Here is a 14,817-nt window from a genome sequence, read left to right on the forward strand (position 1 = left end):
ACCGGTGGATGGACCGCCGGCCGGACGGAGCCGTCGCCGGCGGCCTCGGGCGGGGTGACCGGGATCGTGTCGACGTCCGTCGCGGAGCCCCCCGGTCGGCGAGTGACCCGGATGGTGGTCATGACAGGACCGCGGCGAGGAGGCGGGGCGTCTGGGTGCTGGGGAGTCCCATGGCGGGGACCGCCGATCTCCTCCGCCAGCGGAGGGGCTGGGCGCCGAACTGACGCCACTGCTGACCCTACGCCCCGCGAAGCGTCCTGGTGACCGGCCGATCCGGGAGCTCATCCGGCTCGCCACCTGCTTTGCTGAGACATGCCGAAGATGCTGCGGATGGCCGGAACGGATCTCGTGTGGGAACTGGACGACTCCGTCGACATCGCGAGTCGGGCGAAGGAGATCGTGACCGCCCGGGCGAGCAACCAGTTCGTGACGCTCATGGCGCGCCTACCGGGCCAGGCCGAGTTCGCCTACCTGACCCTGGCCCCCGGACAGCTGGCGTGGTGGTCGCTCGGTGAGGAGAGCAACCCGAGCGCGATGGGCTGGGGCCAGTAGGCCCCTGCGGGCAGAGGCCTCGATCCCGTCACCGGGCGGGCGTCAGGAGGACGGGCAGACGCAGCCCCGGGTCATGGCGCCGTCGAAGGTGGCCGAGCAGAACCGGAGACCGATGGCGTCGTGGCTCGCCACGGGGTGCGGGCACACGTCGCAGACCGCGACGACGCTCGGGCGTTCGGTGGTCACGGGGAGGGCGGGAGATGTCACGGCGGCAGCCGCCTGACTCCGCCGGGAGGGCGGTGTAGGGAGAGGTCGGACGGCCGAGCCGTCCACGGGTCCGCAGGAGCGGACCGACATCCCCACGCTACGCCCGGCCCCGCTGCCGGTGTCCCGGACGACCGCCCGACGGGCGGTGACGACGCCGGCTCCACGCGGACTCCCCGGGGCGAGAATGGACGACGGACCCGCTGCGGCCCCGGGCACGACGGAGGAGGCCCCATGGACAGCGAGGACGCGCAGGAGGGCACGGCGGTGGCCCGGCCCCGCGTGGTCGCGGGCGTGGACGGGTCACCGGGCGCGCGGGAGGCGCTGGTCTGGGCGTTCGCCGCCGCAGCCCGGCGCGGGGCGGGGCTCGACGTCGTGTCCGCGTTCCCGTCCGACCTCTCGTGGAACGCGCCGTCGCTGGTCGACCCCCAGCGCATCGCCGCGCTGCGGGCCGGCACGGAGGCGCGGGCCCGGGAGCTGGTGGCCGCGGTCCGGGCGGACCCCGTGGTTTCGGCGGTCGACGGCATCGACGACGTGCCCTGCGAGGTGCGCGTCGTCCCCGGGGCGCCGGCCGAGCAGCTCGTCCAGATGGCCGAGGGGGCCGCGCTGCTGGTGGTGGGCAGCCGCGGCCGGGGCCTGGTGCGCAGCACCCTGCTGGGGTCGGTGGCGCTGCACTGCGCCGCCCACGCACCCTGCCCGGTGGTCGTCGTCCACCCCGGCACGGCCGCGTCGACGACTCCGGGCCGGAGGGTGGTCGTCGGGCTGGACCCCGCGGAGGCGTCGCGGGTGGTGCTCGCCCACGCCGCCGCGGCGGCCGAGGAGCTCGGCGCCGAGCTGGAGGTGGTCGCGGCCTACCACCTGCCGCACTACTGGACCGACCTCTACGTCGCGCTCGACCAGGCGCTCGCGGAGATCCGCGCCTCCGCCGACGGGCGGGCCCGGCACCAGGTCGACGAGGTGCTGGGGGCGGAGCCGCCGGTGCCGGTGCGGGTGGTGACCGAGGAGGGCCCCGCCGGTGGGCTGCTCGTGCACCGCGCGGCCGGCGCGGCGCTCCTGGTGATCGGCAGCCGGAGCCGCAACCGGCTGCCGGGCATGGTGCTCGGCTCGGTCGCGCTGCACGGCGTCGTCCACGCGCCCTGCCCGGTGCTCGTGGTGCACCCACCGCGGCGCACCCACCGGCACGCCGAGCCGCCGGCTCTGGCGGGCAGCGGCGGCTGAGCGCGGCCGCCCGGGCCGGCCAGAGAGGAGGAACCGTGCTCGCCGAGATCGGTCTGGGGCTCGCCGTCGTCGTCGCGGGGCTCTGGTCGGGCCTGCTGCTGACGCTGACCACGATCCTGCACCCGATCTACGCGGGGCAGGACGGACGGGGCTTCGCCACCGAGCTGCGCCTGTTCCTGCCGGTCGCGCGCCGGTCCCCGACGAACCACGTGCTCGTGAGCGGACTCGTGCTCGCGCCGGCCCTGGCCCTGGTCGGGCTGCGCGACGAGCCGGCCAGCACGGAGTTCGTGCTCACCGCCACCGGCCTGGCGCTGACCGTCCTCGGCCCGCTCCTGGTCTCCCGGTTCCTCGCCGAGCCCAACTACGAGGTGATCCTGGGCTGGGACCCGGCCGCCGTGCCGGCGGACTGGCGGGACACCCGCCGCCGCTACTTCACGCTCAACTGGCTCCGCGCCGCCCTGACCTGGATCGCGTTCGGGCTGTTCCTCGCCGCCGCCCACGCGCACCTCACCTGACACCGGGGGGGCGTCGGCCGTGGACCTGCGGGCGTGGCTCCGGTTCCTGGCCGGGTTCGCGGTGGTGTACGGGGTCCTCGCCGGGCTGGCCGGGCTGGACGCCACGGCCCGGCTGGGCCCGGCGGTCCTGGCCGGGGTGCTGGTCGCCGCTGTGCTCGTCGAGCAGGCCCTCGACGGCGGGGGACCGGCGGCCGTCGTGCGACGCCTGGGCCTGGGCCGTCCCGGCGGGCGGGCGTGGTGCTGGCGGTCGGGCTGTCCGCGCTCGTGCTGCTGGCCCACCCGCTGTCGGCCGCGATCACCGGGGTCGTACCGGCGTTGCGGCCCGGCTGGCCGTGGCTGCTCGTCGGGGTCTTCGCCCTCCACGGCGTCGCCGAGGAGATCGTGTGGCGCGGGTACGCCTTCCGGAGACTGCGCGCCGGGCGGTCCTTCGGCCGGGCGGTCGTGCTCACGATGCCGCTGCTGGTGGCCGCGCACGTCCCCGTCCTGGCGAGCAACGGCCCGGCGGTCGGCGGTGCGGCGATGCTCGTCGCCGCGGTCACCTCGGTGCCACTGGCCTACCTCTACGAGACCGGCCGCAGCACGGTGTGGGCGCCCGCGCTGGTGCACGCCGCCATCGACAGCTTCAAGCTGGTCGACCTCCCTCCCGCGGCGCAGCCGACGTTCTCCCTGACGCTCGCGGCGGTCGCGCTCCTGGTGCCCCTGCTGGCGCTGGCCGTGCCCCGCCGGGTGCTCGCGGACCGGCACCCGGCCGGAGCGCGCCGCGCCGCCGCCGGCCGGCACGACTGAGGGCACTCGAGGGGGTGTCCAGACGGCGCTGAGGGGAGCAGGCTCGACCGGGTGATGCCGGGCCCCCGAGTCGGGGGGCCGGCCGGACGGGACGGTGGGAGGAACCGACATGGGACGGACGAGCGGGCGCGGGCCGGTGGAGGTGCGGCGGGCGGTGCTGCTGCGGCGGCAGGTCGCCGCCCCGGCGGTGGCCATCGGACGGACGGCGATCGGGGCGACGGCGTTCGGCGCGTTCGCCGTCGGCGCGCTGGCGATGGGCGCGGTCGCGATCGGGATGGTGCGGATCGGCCGCCTCACGGTGCGCCGCGCGGAGATCGCCGACCTGCGGGTGGGCGAGCTGTGGGTCGGCGGGCAGCGGGTGCCGTCCCTGGGCCCGGCCACCGGGTGACCCGTCGGTGCCCGCGCACCTGAGGGTTCGTCCGCCCGGTGCCGGCGGCCGGCGATGACCCGGGCACCGCAGCAGACGCCCCGCACCGACGCCGCCGCGGTCGTCGTCCCGCTCCGGGACCTCGACGCCGGCTCGGTGCCCGTCGCGGGCGGCAAGGCCGCCAACCTGGGTGAGCTCCTCCGGGCCGGCTTCCCGGTGCCGGACGGCTTCTGCCTGACCACCGCCGCCTACCGGGAGATGGCCGCGGCCGCCGGCCTGACCGACGTCCTCGACGGGCTGGCCGCCCTCGCCCCGGACGACGTCGACCGCTCCGCGGAGCTGGCCCGGCAGGCGCGTGAGCGGATCCTGTCCACCCCGATGCCCCGGCGCACCGCCGACGCGGTCACCGCCGCCTACCGCGCCCTCGGCGAGCCGAGCGTGGCGGTCCGGTCCTCGGCCACGGCGGAGGACCTCCCGTCGGCCAGCTTCGCCGGGCAGCAGGACACCTATCTGGAGATCACCGGGGTGGACGCCGTCCTCGACGCCGTGCACCGGTGCTGGGCGTCCCTCTGGACCGACCGGGCCGTGCTGTACCGGGCCCGCAACGGGGTCGACTCGGCGCAGACCTGGCTCGCGGTCGTCGTGCAGGAGATGGTGGACGCCGCGGTGGCCGGCGTGCTGTTCACCGCGAACCCGGTGACCGGGCACCGCGGCGAGAGCGTGGTCGACGCGAGCCCCGGGCTCGGCGAGGCGGTGGTCAGCGGGGCGGTGGACCCCGACCACTTCGTGGTGCGGACCGGCACCGGCGCGGTCGTCGAGCGGCGGATCGGGGACGGGACCGGTCGTCCCGCCTGCCTGACCGACGAGCAGGTCGCCGAGCTGGTCCGGCTCGGCGGACGGGTGCAGCAGCACTTCGGGGCGCCGCAGGACATCGAGTGGGCCTTCGACCGGGACGGCGGGGCCTGGCTCACCCAGGCCCGGCCGGTGACCACCCTCTTCCCGCTCCCCGACGGCGCGCCACCGCCGGACGGGCTCCGGGTGTACTTCTGCTTCAGCCTCGCCCAGGGGCTGACCCGCCCCTTGACCCCGCTCGGCATCGCCGCCATCCGGGTCGTCGCGTCCGGGGCCGGGCGGCTGTACGGGTACCCGCCGGCCGATCCGGTGGCCGGGCCGCCGGCGGTCCGCGCCGCCGCCGGCCGGTTGTTCTTCGACGTCACCCCGATGCTGCGCAGCGCCCCGGGGCGGGCGATCGTCCCGCGCGTGCTCGACGTCATGGAGGCGCGCTCGGCGGTGGTGCTGCGCAGCCTGTTCGACGAGCCCCGGCTGAGCGTGGTGCAGCCGTCGTGGCGGCCGGTGGTGCGCCGCGTGGCCTTCGTCGCCGCCCGCTACGGCATCCCGCTGCGGGCGGCGCAGGCGCTGGTCAGCCCTTCGGCGGCGCACCGCCGCCTCGGCCGTCTCGTCGCGGAGCTGCGGACCCGCGCGCGGGCGCCGCAGGTCGCCACCCCGGAGCAGCGGTGGGACGACGTCGTCGCCACCCTGCTCGCCGCGGCTCCGCTGCTGCCGCGGGTGGCGCCCCCGGGTGCCGCGGGGTTCGCCATGCTCGGGCTGGCCGCGAAGGTCCTCGGGCCCGACGCGCGGCCGGGTGACCTGCCGACCGTCCTGCGCGGCCTGCCGGCCAACGTGACCACCGAGATGGACCTCGACCTGTGGCGGCTGGCCACGACGGTCCGCGCCGACGAGCCTGCCGCGGAGGTGCTGCGCGCGGAGCCGGTCGCGGACCTCGCCGGGCGGTACCGGGTCGGCGCGCTGCCGCCGGTCCTGCAGCGCGGGCTGGCCGGCTTCCTGGACCGGTACGGCTCCCGGGCCGTCGCCGAGATCGACCTCGGGCTGCCCCGCTGGGCCGAGGACCCGGCCCACGTCCTCGGCGTGCTGGCCAACTACCTGCGGGTCGAGGACCCGGACCGGGCTCCCGACGCGGTGTTCGCCCGGGCCGTCGCCGAGGCCGAGGCGATGGTCGCCACGCTGACCGGCCGGGCGCGGCGGCGCGGCCGGGTGCGGGGCGCCGTCGTCCGCTTCGCCCTGCACCGGGCCCGGCGGCTCGGCGGGGTACGGGAGCTGCCGAAGTACTGCATCGTCCTGCTGCTCGCCCGGGCGCGGGCCCAGCTGCGGCTCCTCGGCGCGGACCTGGTCGGCAGCGGCGTGCTCGACCGGCCGGAGGACGTGTCCTTCCTCGACCTCCGCGAGGTCAGGGAGGGGTTGCGCGGCCGGGACCTGCGCGACGTCGTCCGGGAGCGCCGGGCCGTGCACGACCGCGAGCTGGGCCGCCGGCGGGTGCCGCGGGTGCTGCTCAGCGACGGCACCGAGCCGGAGGACCGGGTGGCCCGGCCACCGGCCGGGGACGGCGTGCTCGTCGGCACCGGCGCGTCGGCGGGGAGGGTGACCGGCCCGGCCCGCGTCGTGCTGGACCCCACGGGCGCGCACGTGGCGCCCGGGGAGGTCCTGGTGACGCCGTCCACCGATCCGGGCTGGACGCCGCTGTTCCTCACCGCCGGTGGGCTGGTCATGGAGATGGGCGGGGCGAACTCGCACGGGGCGGTGGTCGCCCGCGAGTACGGCATCCCGGCGGTCGTCGGTCTGCCCGGCGCCACCACCCGGATCACCACGGGGCAGCTGGTCACCGTGGACGGCACGGCCGGGGTCGTGACCGTCGCGGAACCCGGGGCGTAGCGGCCCCGGAGACGACGGAGCCCCTCCGGTCAGCGACCGGAGGGGCTCCGTCAACGCGATCAGATCGCGCGGACGTTCTCCGCCTGGGGGCCCTTCTGGCCCTGCGTGATGTCGAACTCGACGCGCTGCGCCTCGTCCAGCGAGCGGTAGCCGTTGCCGGAGATCGCCGAGAAGTGGCAGAAGACGTCGGCGCCGCCGCCGTCCTGCTCGATGAAGCCGAAGCCCTTCTCCGCGTTGAACCACTTCACAGTGCCCTGAGCCATGTCGTTCCCACTTCCGTGCTGTCGCGTCAGCACCGATGGACATCGGTCCTGGGTCGCCGTACCGACCGGCAGGACCGAGAGGAACGTCAGGCAGAGACGACTGCGGACGTCCGGGAACGAGGCAGAGGCACAACAGCGACCGCGGCCGACTGTACGTGGTCGTCGTCAGGAGTGGGGACGGCGGCGATCAGTGTCACCGTGTACCCCTCGAAGGAGGCTGTTCCGATGGACATCACCACCGTCAACGACCGGCACCTCTACCAGGCCCGGGTCGTGGTCGAGGACCCGGCGCACCCGTCCGGCCGGCTCGAGCTGCCCGGGAGGGTCGTCCGGTTCGGTCCCGCCGGGTGGCTGACCGTGGTGGCGGGGCTCGGCGAGGACGCCGAGATCGAGCTGTACCCGACCGGCCGCATCCTGGCGGTCACCGATCTGCGGGAGGTCGGGGCCGCCGCCCACCACCATCCGGACGGCGGCACGGGGTGAGCCACCTCCCAGGCCCGGCCGGTCGCCTTTTCCTACCTGCTGGGTAGAGTTGACCTCGGATGCCATCCGGAGCGGCCGAGAGACCTGGCTCGACGACGCCGCAGCAACCCCCCGCCCCGGCGGACGAGGGTGCTACTGCCAGGACCGATGGAGGAACGCCATGAGGCACGCCGGGCTCACCTGGGCTCGCCGGCACATCGACCTGTGCCGGACCGCCACCGCGCTGTGTCGCTGATCCCGACCCCCGCATCCCGGTAGCCGCCCCGTTCCACGGGGCATCCACCTGCCGCGGGCCGGCGCGGTCGGCCCGGGCCACCGCCGCCGGTGCCCGAGCCGCTCCACCGGTCCGCTGACGTGCAGGCCGGCCGGCCGGAACCACCTGCGCCGCCTCACTCCACCCCGGAACCGCTCACCTCGAGGACACCGAACCCCGTGATCGAACTGACCGACGTCCGCAAGGTCTTCCCTGCCCGGAGACGCGCCGGGGAGGTGGTCGCGGTCGACGGCGTGAGCCTGCGGGTGGAGGCCGGGGAGTTCGCCGGCGTGGTCGGCCCGAGCGGGTCCGGCAAGAGCACGCTGGTGCGGCTGGTCAACATGCTGGAGCGGCCGACCTCGGGATCGGTGACGGTGGACGGCCGGGTGCTCAGCGACCTGCCCGACGACCAGATCCGTGAGGCCCGTCGGTCCATCGGCATGGTGTTCCAGCACTTCGAGCTGCTGGACTCCCGGACCGCCGCGGGCAACGTCGAGCACCCGCTCGAGCTGGCCGGGGTCGGCCGGGCCGAGCGACGCCGCCGGGCCGCCGAGCTGCTGGACCTGGTGGGCCTGGCGGAGCGGGCCGACGCCCATCCGCGGCAGCTGTCCGGTGGGCAGAAGCAGCGGGTGGCGATCGCCCGCGCGCTGGCCGGCCGCCCCGCGGTGCTGCTCTGCGACGAGGCGACCTCCGCCCTGGACCAGGCCAGCACGACCAGCGTGCTGGAGCTCCTGCGCCGGGTCCGGTCCGAGCTCGGCCTCACCGTGCTGCTCATCACCCACGAGATGGCCGTGGTCAAGGCCGTGTGCGACAGCGCCGTGCTGCTCGACAAGGGCCGGGTCGTCGACGGCGGCCGGCTGTCGGAGATCCTGACCCGCGAGCACTCGCCGCTCAGCGACGCACTGCTGCCCGCGCCGCTCGCCGACGCCGGGGCCGGCCACGCCGGTGTGCTGCTGCGGGTGACGGTCACCGACCGCACGCCCGAGACGCTGGTCCTGCAGACCCTCATCGGTCGGCTCGGCCTCTCCGTCGAGGTCGCCGGCGGCTCGGTGGAGACGGTCGCCGGCGGGCGCTACGGCCGGCTGCTGCTGCGCGTGACCGGGGACCTGGCGCAGCTGGACGGCGCCGTCCGCGGGCTGCGGGACGACGGCGTGCTCATCGAACAGGTGCCCGGGACCCCCGGCGCGGTGGCGGGGGCGGCCCGATGAGCGACTGGGCGCGCATCTACCCGCAGCTGGTCGAGGCCACCGGCGAGACCCTCTACATGGTCGGCGTCTCGGCCCTGCTGACCGTGCTGTTCGGCGTCCCCCTCGGGGTGCTGCTGACCGTCACCGCCCCCGGCGCCCTCGCGCCGCGGCCGACGCTGTACCGGCTCCTGGGGCTGGTGGTGAACCTCGGCCGCTCGCTGCCGTTCATCATCCTGCTGTTCCTGGTCGCGCCGGTGACCCGGGGCATCGTCGGGACGACGATCGGCTCGACCGCGGCGATCGTGCCGCTGACGATCGGCGCCGTCCCGTTCCTCGCCCGGCTGGTGGAGACCAGCCTGCGCGAGGTCGCCCCCGGCAAGGTCGAGGCGGCGCTGTCCATGGGCGCGCGCCGCCGGGACGTCGTCCGCACCGTGCTGCTCCCCGAGGCCCGGCCCTCGCTGATCGCCGGCACCACGGTCACGGTGGTGGCCCTGATCAGCTACTCGGCGATGGCCGGGGCCGTCGGCGGCGGCGGGCTGGGGGACTTCGCGATCCGCTTCGGCTACCAGCAGTTCCGGACCGACATCACCCTGCTGACCGTCGTCCTGCTGCTCGCCGTGGTCCAGGCCCTGCAGTGGGCCGGGGACCGCTGGGCGCACCACGCGGCCCGCGCCTGACCACCCGCACCGACCCCGATGGCCGTCCGGCCACCGCTCCCGTCGCACCACCCGTGAAGGAGAACCACCACCATGCGCTCCCGCCTTTCCCTGATCCTGGCCGCGTCCGCGGCGACGGCCCTCCTCGCCGCCTGCGGCGGCGGGGACGCCGAGCTGTCCGGGGCCGACGAGCCGCTGCGGGTCGGCGCGTCCCCGGTCCCGCACGCCGAGATCCTGCGCTTCATCGACGAGAACCTGGCCGCCGACGCCGGCCTGGACCTGGAGATCGTCGAGTTCACCGACTACGTGCAGCCCAACGTGGCCCTGGACGACGGGTCGCTGGACGCCAACTACTTCCAGACCGTCCCGTACCTGGAGGAGCAGGAGGCCAGCGCGGGCTACGACTTCGCCCCGCTGGAGCCGGTGCACATCGAGCCCCTGGGCATCTACTCCAGCACGCTGACCGACCTCGCCGCCCTCCCCGACGGCGCGACCGTGGCCATCCCCAACGACCCGACCAACGCCGCGCGGGCGCTGCGGCTGCTGGAGGCCAACGAGCTGATCACCCTCGCCGACACCGGGGACGCGGCGCCGACGTCGCTGGACGTCGAGGGCAACCCGAAGGACCTCGAGATCTCCGAGGTGGAGGCCGCGCAGGTGCCCCGGTCGCTGGCCGACGTGGACATCGCGGTCATCAACGGCAACTACGCCATCGAGGCCGACCTCGTCCCGGCCGAGGACGCCCTGGCGCTGGAGGAGGCGGAGGGCAACCCCAACGCCAACCTGCTGGTCGTGCGGACCGGTGACGAGGGCGACGAGCGGATCACCCAGCTGGAGGAGCTGCTGCACTCCGACGAGGTCCGCCAGTTCATCGAGGACGAGTACCAGGGCGCGGTCATCCCCGCCTTCTGACCCCCGTCGCGCGGAGTGCCGGACGTCCGGCCCTCCGCGCGCCGCTGGTCAGCGGGACCGTTGGACGGCCGCCCGCTGGGCGGCGCGGCGTCGCAGGCCGCGCCGGATCCTCCGCGCGTAGAAGGGCAGGAGCTCCCGACCGACCGGGATCCTGGCAGAGCGGACCGCCACCTTCGACACCCGCTCCTGGACGGCGAAGCCGTTCGCGAGGATCCAGTACCGGTCCGCCGCGAGCACGGCCTCCGAGGGCGGTCGCATGGTCCGCTTCTGGAGGTGGGCGAGCAGTGCGCTGCGGCGCACGACGACCCCGTCCTGGAGCCGGTACTCGCAGATCTCGCCGTCCTCCCAGGCGTAGCGACGGGGATCGCGTCCGGCCGGGTGCTCGGCACGGGTGCGGTATCTCCGGAAGGAGAGGTCGAAGATGGTGTGCTCGTCCCAGAGCCGGACGCCGAGGTGGCGCAGGACGTGGTGGATGCCCGCCATCTCGTCGAAGTACATGGCCGCGGGCTCCGACATCACCTCCCGGTAGCTGACGCCGGCCACCTCGTGGCGGAACCACCCGGCCGCCTCGGCGGTGTTCCGGTACAGGGCGAAGTTGCCCTGGATGAGGATCTTGTCGGCCTCGAACGCCTCCGGCGGGAGGTGGTCCCGGACCCGTCCGAAGATCACGTCGAGGTCGCTGTGCCCCCAGAAGTCCCAGCCCCGCAGCTCGTCGGCGAACACCTCCCCGAACGCGGGTCGGAAGTCGCACAGCTTGTAGGGGCGCTCGAGGGAGATCGGGAAGTCGAAGTGGCCCTGGATGCGCGCGGCCAGGTCGGAGAACTCCCACCGGTGCACGCTGACGTTGGGCGGTGCGTCCGGCACCGGTTCGTCGGTGAGCAGCAGCCAGTGCACGTCCGGGTTCGCGGCCATGCTCTTCACGGCGAGGGGCAGGTACGACGGGCGCGGGCCGAAGTAGGGGACGACCAGCCGGATGGAGGGCCCGGTCACCGCCCCGGACGCCGTCCGATCTTCGACCCCAGCCAGGTGAGCGGGTCGTACCTGCGGTCCACCACCCGCTCCTTCAGCGGGATGATGCCGTTGTCGGTGAGGTGGATGCCCTCCGGGCACACCTCGGTGCAGCACTTGGTGATGTTGCAGTAGCCGAGCCCGAACTCGTCCTGGGCCGCGGCCCGGCGGTCCTGCGCGTCCAGCGGGTGCATGTCCAGCTCGGCCAGCCGGATGAGGAACCGGGGTCCGGCGAAGGCCTGCTTGTTCTCCTCGTGGTCCCGGACGACGTGACAGGTGTCCTGGCACAGGAAGCACTCGATGCACTTGCGGAACTCCTGCGAGCGCTCGACGTCGACCTGCTGCATCCGGTGGTTGCCGTCCTCGTCCCGCGGCCGCGGGACGAAGGCCGGGACCTGAGCGGCCTTCGTGTAGTTGTAGGAGACGTCGGTGACCAGGTCGCGGATGACGGGGAACGTCCTCATCGGGGTCACCGTGACGGTCTCGTCCTCGGCGAAGGTGCTCATCCGGGTGAGGCACATCAGCCGCGGGCGGCCGTTGACCTCGGCGCTGCACGAGCCGCACTTGCCGGCCTTGCAGTTCCAGCGGACGGCGAGGTCACCGGCCTGGGTCGCCTGCAGCCGGTGGATGACGTCGAGCACCACCTCGCCCTCGTTCACCGGCACGGTGTAGGTCTGCAGGTCACCGCCCGAGGCGTCCCCCCGCCAGACCCGGAACCTGGCGTCGTACGTCATGAGACCTCCTCGAAGATCTCGGCCAGCTCGGGCGGCATGGGCGGCAGGGGCTCGCGGGTGATGCCCACGCCGTCCGGCTCGAGTGCGCAGAGGACGTTGACCTTCGCCCACTCGGGGTCGGCGGCCGGGAAGTCGTCGCGCGTGTGCCCACCGCGGCTCTCTTCCCGCTCGAGCGCCGACCGGGCGATGCACTCGCTCACGAGGAGCATGTGCGGCAGGTCGAGAGCCAGGTGCCACCCGGGGTTGTACTGCCGGTGCCCCTCGACCGAGAGGTCCGCCACCCGCTTCTTCAGCCCGGCGATGCGCTCCAGTGCCTGTTCCATCTCCGTGCGCGTGCGGATGATGCCGACGAGGTCGTGCATCGTCTCCTGCAGGTCGTGCTGGACGGCGTACGGGTTCTCGCCACCCTCCCGGTCGAACGGTGCGAGCGCGGCGCGGGCCGCGTCGGCGACCGCGTCGTCGGGCACCCGGACCGAGGCTCCGGCCCGTGCGGCGTGCTCCCGGGCGGCCAGCCCCGCGCGCCGGCCGAACACGAGCAGGTCCGACAGCGAGTTGCCGCCCAGCCGGTTCGATCCGTGCATCCCGCCGGCCACCTCGCCGGCCGCGAACAGGCCGGGCACGCGGGACGCCGCGGTGTCCGGGTCGACATCCACGCCACCCATGACGTAGTGGCAGGTCGGCCCGACCTCCATCGGTTCGGTGGTGATGTCGACGTCGGCCAGCTCCTTGAACTGGTGGTACATGGACGGCAGCCGCTTGCGGACGTACTCCGCCGGCCGTCGGGAGGCGATGTCCAGGAAGACCCCGCCGTGCGGCGAGCCGCGGCCGGCCTTGACCTCGCTGTTGATCGCCCGGGCGACCTCGTCGCGGGGGAGCAGCTCCGGCGGGCGCCGGTTGTTCTTCTTGTCGGTGTACCAGCGGTCGGCTTCGTCCTCGGTCTCCGCGGTCTCCTTGCGGAAGAAGTCGGGGATGTAGTCGAACATGAACCGGTTGCCCGCGGAGTTGGTGAGGATCCCGCCGTCCCCGCGGACGCTCTCGGTGACCAGGATCCCGCGCACCGACGGCGGCCACACCATCCCGGTCGGGTGGAACTGGACGAACTCCATGTTCACGAGCGAGGCCCCGGCCTGGAGTGCGAGCGAGTGGCCGTCGCCGGTGTACTCCCACGAGTTCGAGGTGACCTTGTAGGTCTTGCCGATCCCGCCGGTGGCCAGCACGACGGACGGCGCCTGCCAGACGACGAAGCGCCCGGACTCGCGCCAGTACCCGAAGGCACCGCTGATCGCTCCGGCGTCGTCCGTGAGCAGCCGGGTGACCGTGCACTCCATGTACACGTCGATGCCCGCCGCCACGGTGCGCTGCTGCAGCGTGCGGATCAGCTCCAGTCCGGTCCGGTCGCCGACATGGGCGAGCCGGGCGAAGCGGTGCCCGCCGAAGTCGCGCTGGCTGATCAGGCCCTCGGGCGTGCGGTCGAACAGCGCGCCCCAGTCCTCGAGCTCGCGGACCCGCTCCGGCGCCTCCTGTGCGTGCAGCTGGGCCATCCGCCAGGAGTTGAGCATCTTCCCCCCGCGCATCGTGTCGCGGAAGTGCACCCGCCAGTTGTCCTCCGGGTAGAGGTTGCCCATGGCCGCGGCGATGCCGCCCTCCGCCATCACCGTGTGCGCCTTGCCGAGCAGCGACTTGCACACGACGGCCGTGCGTGCCCCCGCCTCGTGCGCCTCGATCGCGGCCCGCAGCCCCGCGCCGCCCGCCCCGACCACGACGACGTCGTACTCGTGCCTCTCCAGCTCCATCAGAAGAACCTCAGGTCGGGGATCGTGTCGGTGGCGAGCAGCAGGACGTAGAAGTCGGCGAACGCGACGCTGAACAGCGAGGCCCACGCGTACTGCATGTGCCGGGCATTGAGCCGGGAGACCAGTGTCCAGAACCGGTAGCGCAGCGGGTGCCGGGAGAAGTGGTTCAACCGGCCCCCGACGATGTGCCGGCAGGAGTGGCAGGACAGTGAGTACAGCGCCAGGAGGACGGCGTTGGCCAGCAGGATCACCGTGCCCAGCCCCATGTGCCCCCACTCGCCGGTCTCGTCCCGGAAGGCCAGGACGGCGTCGTAGAAGAGGACGACGTTGATGACCAGTGCCGCGTAGAGGAAGTACCGGTGCACGTTCTGCCCGATGAGCGGGAAGCGGGTCTCACCGGTGTAGCGGGAGTGCGGCTCGGCGACCGCGCAGGCCGGCGGTGAGAGCCAGAACGACCGGTAGTACGCCTTCCGGTAGTAGTAGCAGGTCAGCCGGATGCCCAGCGGGAAGATCAGGATGTAGATCGCCGGGGAGATCCAGCCGGGTCCGGTGAACAGCTTCGGGAAGGTGTCGCCCTCGCACGCCGTCGTGATGCAGGGCGAGTAGAACGGCGAGATGTAGGGCTCGGCGAAGTAGTGCGCGTTCTGGAACGCGCGGATCGACGAGTAGACGACGAACGCCACCAGGGCGGCGGCCGTGAGCAGGGGCGGCACCCACCAGCGGTCGGTGCGCAGCGTCCGGGACGCGATCGCCGCGCGGCCGGAGGTGCCCCTTCCGTGTCGCGGCGCCGCGGTCCCGGCCCCGCGCGGCGCGGTGGTGGTCACCGCCCCGTGCGGCCGGCCCCGCCGAAGCCCTCGTCGTCGCCGTCGCCGTAGACGCCCGCGAAGGGCTCGTACGCCGAGTACGACTGCTGCCCGGCCATCAGGTCCAGGTCGTCACGGACCCGGCTGAGGTCGCCCCTCAGCCGCCGGGCGTCCACCGTCTCCCCGACGTGCTTCGTGACCGACGCGCACGCCCTGTCCAGGGCCTCGAGCGCCTGCCGAGCCGTGGCCACGTCCTGCTCCAGGGACATCGCTGCCTCCAGGTCGCTGCCGGCGCCTCCGGGGAGGCGAGGGCAGCAGTCGACCACTAACGTGCCGCCGACGAAAGGGCCTTGGCC

18 protein-coding genes and 1 riboswitch are annotated in these 14,817 nt (G+C 74.3%); of the genes, 11 read left to right on the forward strand and 7 right to left on the reverse strand.

Annotated elements, in window-relative coordinates:
• Positions 1-330: 330 nt before the first annotated feature.
• Positions 331-552 carry a hypothetical protein gene (locus HL189_RS11930; RefSeq protein ID WP_369133918.1) on the forward strand — a complete coding sequence of 74 codons (222 nt, stop codon included), beginning with the start codon at positions 331-333 and terminating at the stop codon, positions 550-552.
• A 42-nt stretch (positions 553-594) separates the two neighbouring features.
• On the opposite strand, the gene HL189_RS11935 is transcribed toward HL189_RS11930, so the two are convergent.
• Positions 595-738, reverse strand: a complete 144-nt coding sequence (locus HL189_RS11935; protein ID WP_369133919.1) for an RGCVC family protein — start codon at positions 736-738, stop codon at positions 595-597.
• 252 nt (positions 739-990) lie between these two features.
• Between HL189_RS11935 and HL189_RS11940 the strand changes: the two genes are divergently transcribed.
• From HL189_RS11940 to HL189_RS11960, 5 genes are all read left to right on the forward strand, one after another.
• Complete coding sequence (locus tag HL189_RS11940; RefSeq protein WP_369133920.1) at positions 991-1,974, forward strand: universal stress protein; 984 nt, start codon at positions 991-993, stop codon at positions 1,972-1,974.
• 35 nt (positions 1,975-2,009) lie between these two features.
• Positions 2,010-2,489: a hypothetical protein gene (locus HL189_RS11945; RefSeq protein ID WP_369133921.1), complete on the forward strand. Its 480-nt coding sequence runs from the start codon at positions 2,010-2,012 to the stop codon at positions 2,487-2,489.
• 234 nt (positions 2,490-2,723) lie between these two features.
• Complete coding sequence (locus tag HL189_RS11950; RefSeq protein ID WP_369133922.1) at positions 2,724-3,275, forward strand: CPBP family intramembrane glutamic endopeptidase; 552 nt, start codon at positions 2,724-2,726, stop codon at positions 3,273-3,275.
• 109 nt (positions 3,276-3,384) lie between these two features.
• Entirely contained in the window at positions 3,385-3,663 is a 279-nt protein-coding gene (locus tag HL189_RS11955; RefSeq protein WP_369133923.1) for a hypothetical protein, read from the forward strand.
• Between the two features lie 54 nt (positions 3,664-3,717).
• Positions 3,718-6,369, forward strand: coding sequence for a PEP/pyruvate-binding domain-containing protein (locus tag HL189_RS11960; RefSeq protein WP_369133924.1), 2,652 nt, complete (start codon positions 3,718-3,720; stop codon positions 6,367-6,369).
• Positions 6,370-6,428: 59 nt separating this feature from the next.
• Here the strand turns inward: HL189_RS11960 and HL189_RS11965 are convergent, their stop codons facing one another.
• Positions 6,429-6,632, reverse strand: coding sequence for a cold-shock protein (locus HL189_RS11965; RefSeq protein WP_222263130.1), 204 nt, complete (start codon positions 6,630-6,632; stop codon positions 6,429-6,431).
• Between the two features lie 225 nt (positions 6,633-6,857).
• On the opposite strand from HL189_RS11965, the gene HL189_RS11970 reads away from it, so the two are divergent.
• The 5 genes from HL189_RS11970 to HL189_RS11990 all read left to right on the forward strand — a co-directional run bounded on the left by HL189_RS11970 (position 6,858) and on the right by HL189_RS11990 (position 10,123).
• Positions 6,858-7,115, forward strand: coding sequence for a hypothetical protein (locus tag HL189_RS11970; RefSeq protein WP_369133925.1), 258 nt, complete (start codon positions 6,858-6,860; stop codon positions 7,113-7,115).
• Positions 7,116-7,174: 59 nt separating this feature from the next.
• A riboswitch (SAM riboswitch) is annotated at positions 7,175-7,269 on the forward strand.
• A 6-nt stretch (positions 7,270-7,275) separates the two neighbouring features.
• Positions 7,276-7,350, forward strand: a complete 75-nt coding sequence (locus HL189_RS11975) for a putative leader peptide (RefSeq protein ID WP_368858512.1) — start codon at positions 7,276-7,278, stop codon at positions 7,348-7,350.
• A gap of 197 nt (positions 7,351-7,547) precedes the next feature.
• On the forward strand, positions 7,548-8,576 hold the full coding sequence (locus tag HL189_RS11980) for a methionine ABC transporter ATP-binding protein (protein ID WP_369133926.1): 1,029 nt from the start codon (positions 7,548-7,550) through the stop codon (positions 8,574-8,576).
• A complete protein-coding gene (locus HL189_RS11985) occupies positions 8,573-9,232 on the forward strand; it encodes a methionine ABC transporter permease (RefSeq protein ID WP_369133927.1) in 660 nt (219 codons plus the stop codon). Before HL189_RS11980 ends, HL189_RS11985 begins: the two co-directional genes overlap by 4 nt.
• Before the next feature lie 72 nt (positions 9,233-9,304).
• Positions 9,305-10,123: a MetQ/NlpA family ABC transporter substrate-binding protein gene (locus HL189_RS11990; protein WP_369133928.1), complete on the forward strand. Its 819-nt coding sequence runs from the start codon at positions 9,305-9,307 to the stop codon at positions 10,121-10,123.
• Positions 10,124-10,171: 48 nt separating this feature from the next.
• Here HL189_RS11990 and HL189_RS11995 read toward each other — a convergent pair whose 3' ends face one another.
• From HL189_RS11995 to HL189_RS12015, 5 genes are read right to left on the reverse strand one after another with little or no spacing between them, the layout of a single operon-like run.
• Positions 10,172-11,113, reverse strand: coding sequence for a DUF6625 family protein (locus HL189_RS11995; RefSeq protein WP_369133929.1), 942 nt, complete (start codon positions 11,111-11,113; stop codon positions 10,172-10,174).
• Positions 11,110-11,865, reverse strand: a complete 756-nt coding sequence (locus HL189_RS12000) for a succinate dehydrogenase/fumarate reductase iron-sulfur subunit (protein ID WP_369133930.1) — start codon at positions 11,863-11,865, stop codon at positions 11,110-11,112. Before HL189_RS12000 ends, HL189_RS11995 begins: the two co-directional genes overlap by 4 nt.
• Complete coding sequence (locus HL189_RS12005) at positions 11,862-13,658, reverse strand: fumarate reductase/succinate dehydrogenase flavoprotein subunit (protein WP_369133931.1); 1,797 nt, start codon at positions 13,656-13,658, stop codon at positions 11,862-11,864. The genes HL189_RS12000 and HL189_RS12005 overlap by 4 nt, the downstream gene beginning before the upstream one ends.
• On the reverse strand, positions 13,658-14,482 hold the full coding sequence (locus HL189_RS12010; RefSeq protein ID WP_369133932.1) for a hypothetical protein: 825 nt from the start codon (positions 14,480-14,482) through the stop codon (positions 13,658-13,660). The genes HL189_RS12005 and HL189_RS12010 overlap by 1 nt, the downstream gene beginning before the upstream one ends.
• The gene (locus tag HL189_RS12015) at positions 14,479-14,730 is read right to left on the reverse strand and encodes a hypothetical protein (RefSeq protein WP_369133933.1); all 252 of its coding nucleotides are present in this window, start codon (positions 14,728-14,730) and stop codon (positions 14,479-14,481) included. The genes HL189_RS12010 and HL189_RS12015 overlap by 4 nt, the downstream gene beginning before the upstream one ends.
• Between the last annotated feature and the right edge of the window lie 87 nt (positions 14,731-14,817).

It is taken from the genome of Modestobacter sp. I12A-02662 (genome assembly GCF_041028325.1).
Classification (GTDB): domain Bacteria; phylum Actinomycetota; class Actinomycetes; order Mycobacteriales; family Geodermatophilaceae; genus Modestobacter.

Bases quoted from the DNA above. Each gene is read 5' to 3' on its own strand.
- HL189_RS11970 (WP_369133925.1), top strand. From the start codon at position 6,858: ATGGACATCACCACCGTCAACGACCGGCACCTCTACCAGGCCCGGGTC.
- HL189_RS12005 (WP_369133931.1), bottom strand. From the start codon at position 13,658: ATGGAGCTGGAGAGGCACGAGTACGACGTCGTCGTGGTCGGGGCGGGC.
- HL189_RS11955 (WP_369133923.1), top strand. From the start codon at position 3,385: ATGGGACGGACGAGCGGGCGCGGGCCGGTGGAGGTGCGGCGGGCGGTG.
- HL189_RS12015 (WP_369133933.1), bottom strand. From the start codon at position 14,730: ATGTCCCTGGAGCAGGACGTGGCCACGGCTCGGCAGGCGCTCGAGGCC.
- HL189_RS11940 (WP_369133920.1), top strand. From the start codon at position 991: ATGGACAGCGAGGACGCGCAGGAGGGCACGGCGGTGGCCCGGCCCCGC.
- HL189_RS11965 (WP_222263130.1), bottom strand. From the start codon at position 6,632: ATGGCTCAGGGCACTGTGAAGTGGTTCAACGCGGAGAAGGGCTTCGGC.
- HL189_RS11960 (WP_369133924.1), top strand. From the start codon at position 3,718: ATGACCCGGGCACCGCAGCAGACGCCCCGCACCGACGCCGCCGCGGTC.
- HL189_RS11990 (WP_369133928.1), top strand. From the start codon at position 9,305: ATGCGCTCCCGCCTTTCCCTGATCCTGGCCGCGTCCGCGGCGACGGCC.
- HL189_RS11930 (WP_369133918.1), top strand. From the start codon at position 331: ATGGCCGGAACGGATCTCGTGTGGGAACTGGACGACTCCGTCGACATC.
- HL189_RS11985 (WP_369133927.1), top strand. From the start codon at position 8,573: ATGAGCGACTGGGCGCGCATCTACCCGCAGCTGGTCGAGGCCACCGGC.
- HL189_RS12000 (WP_369133930.1), bottom strand. From the start codon at position 11,865: ATGACGTACGACGCCAGGTTCCGGGTCTGGCGGGGGGACGCCTCGGGC.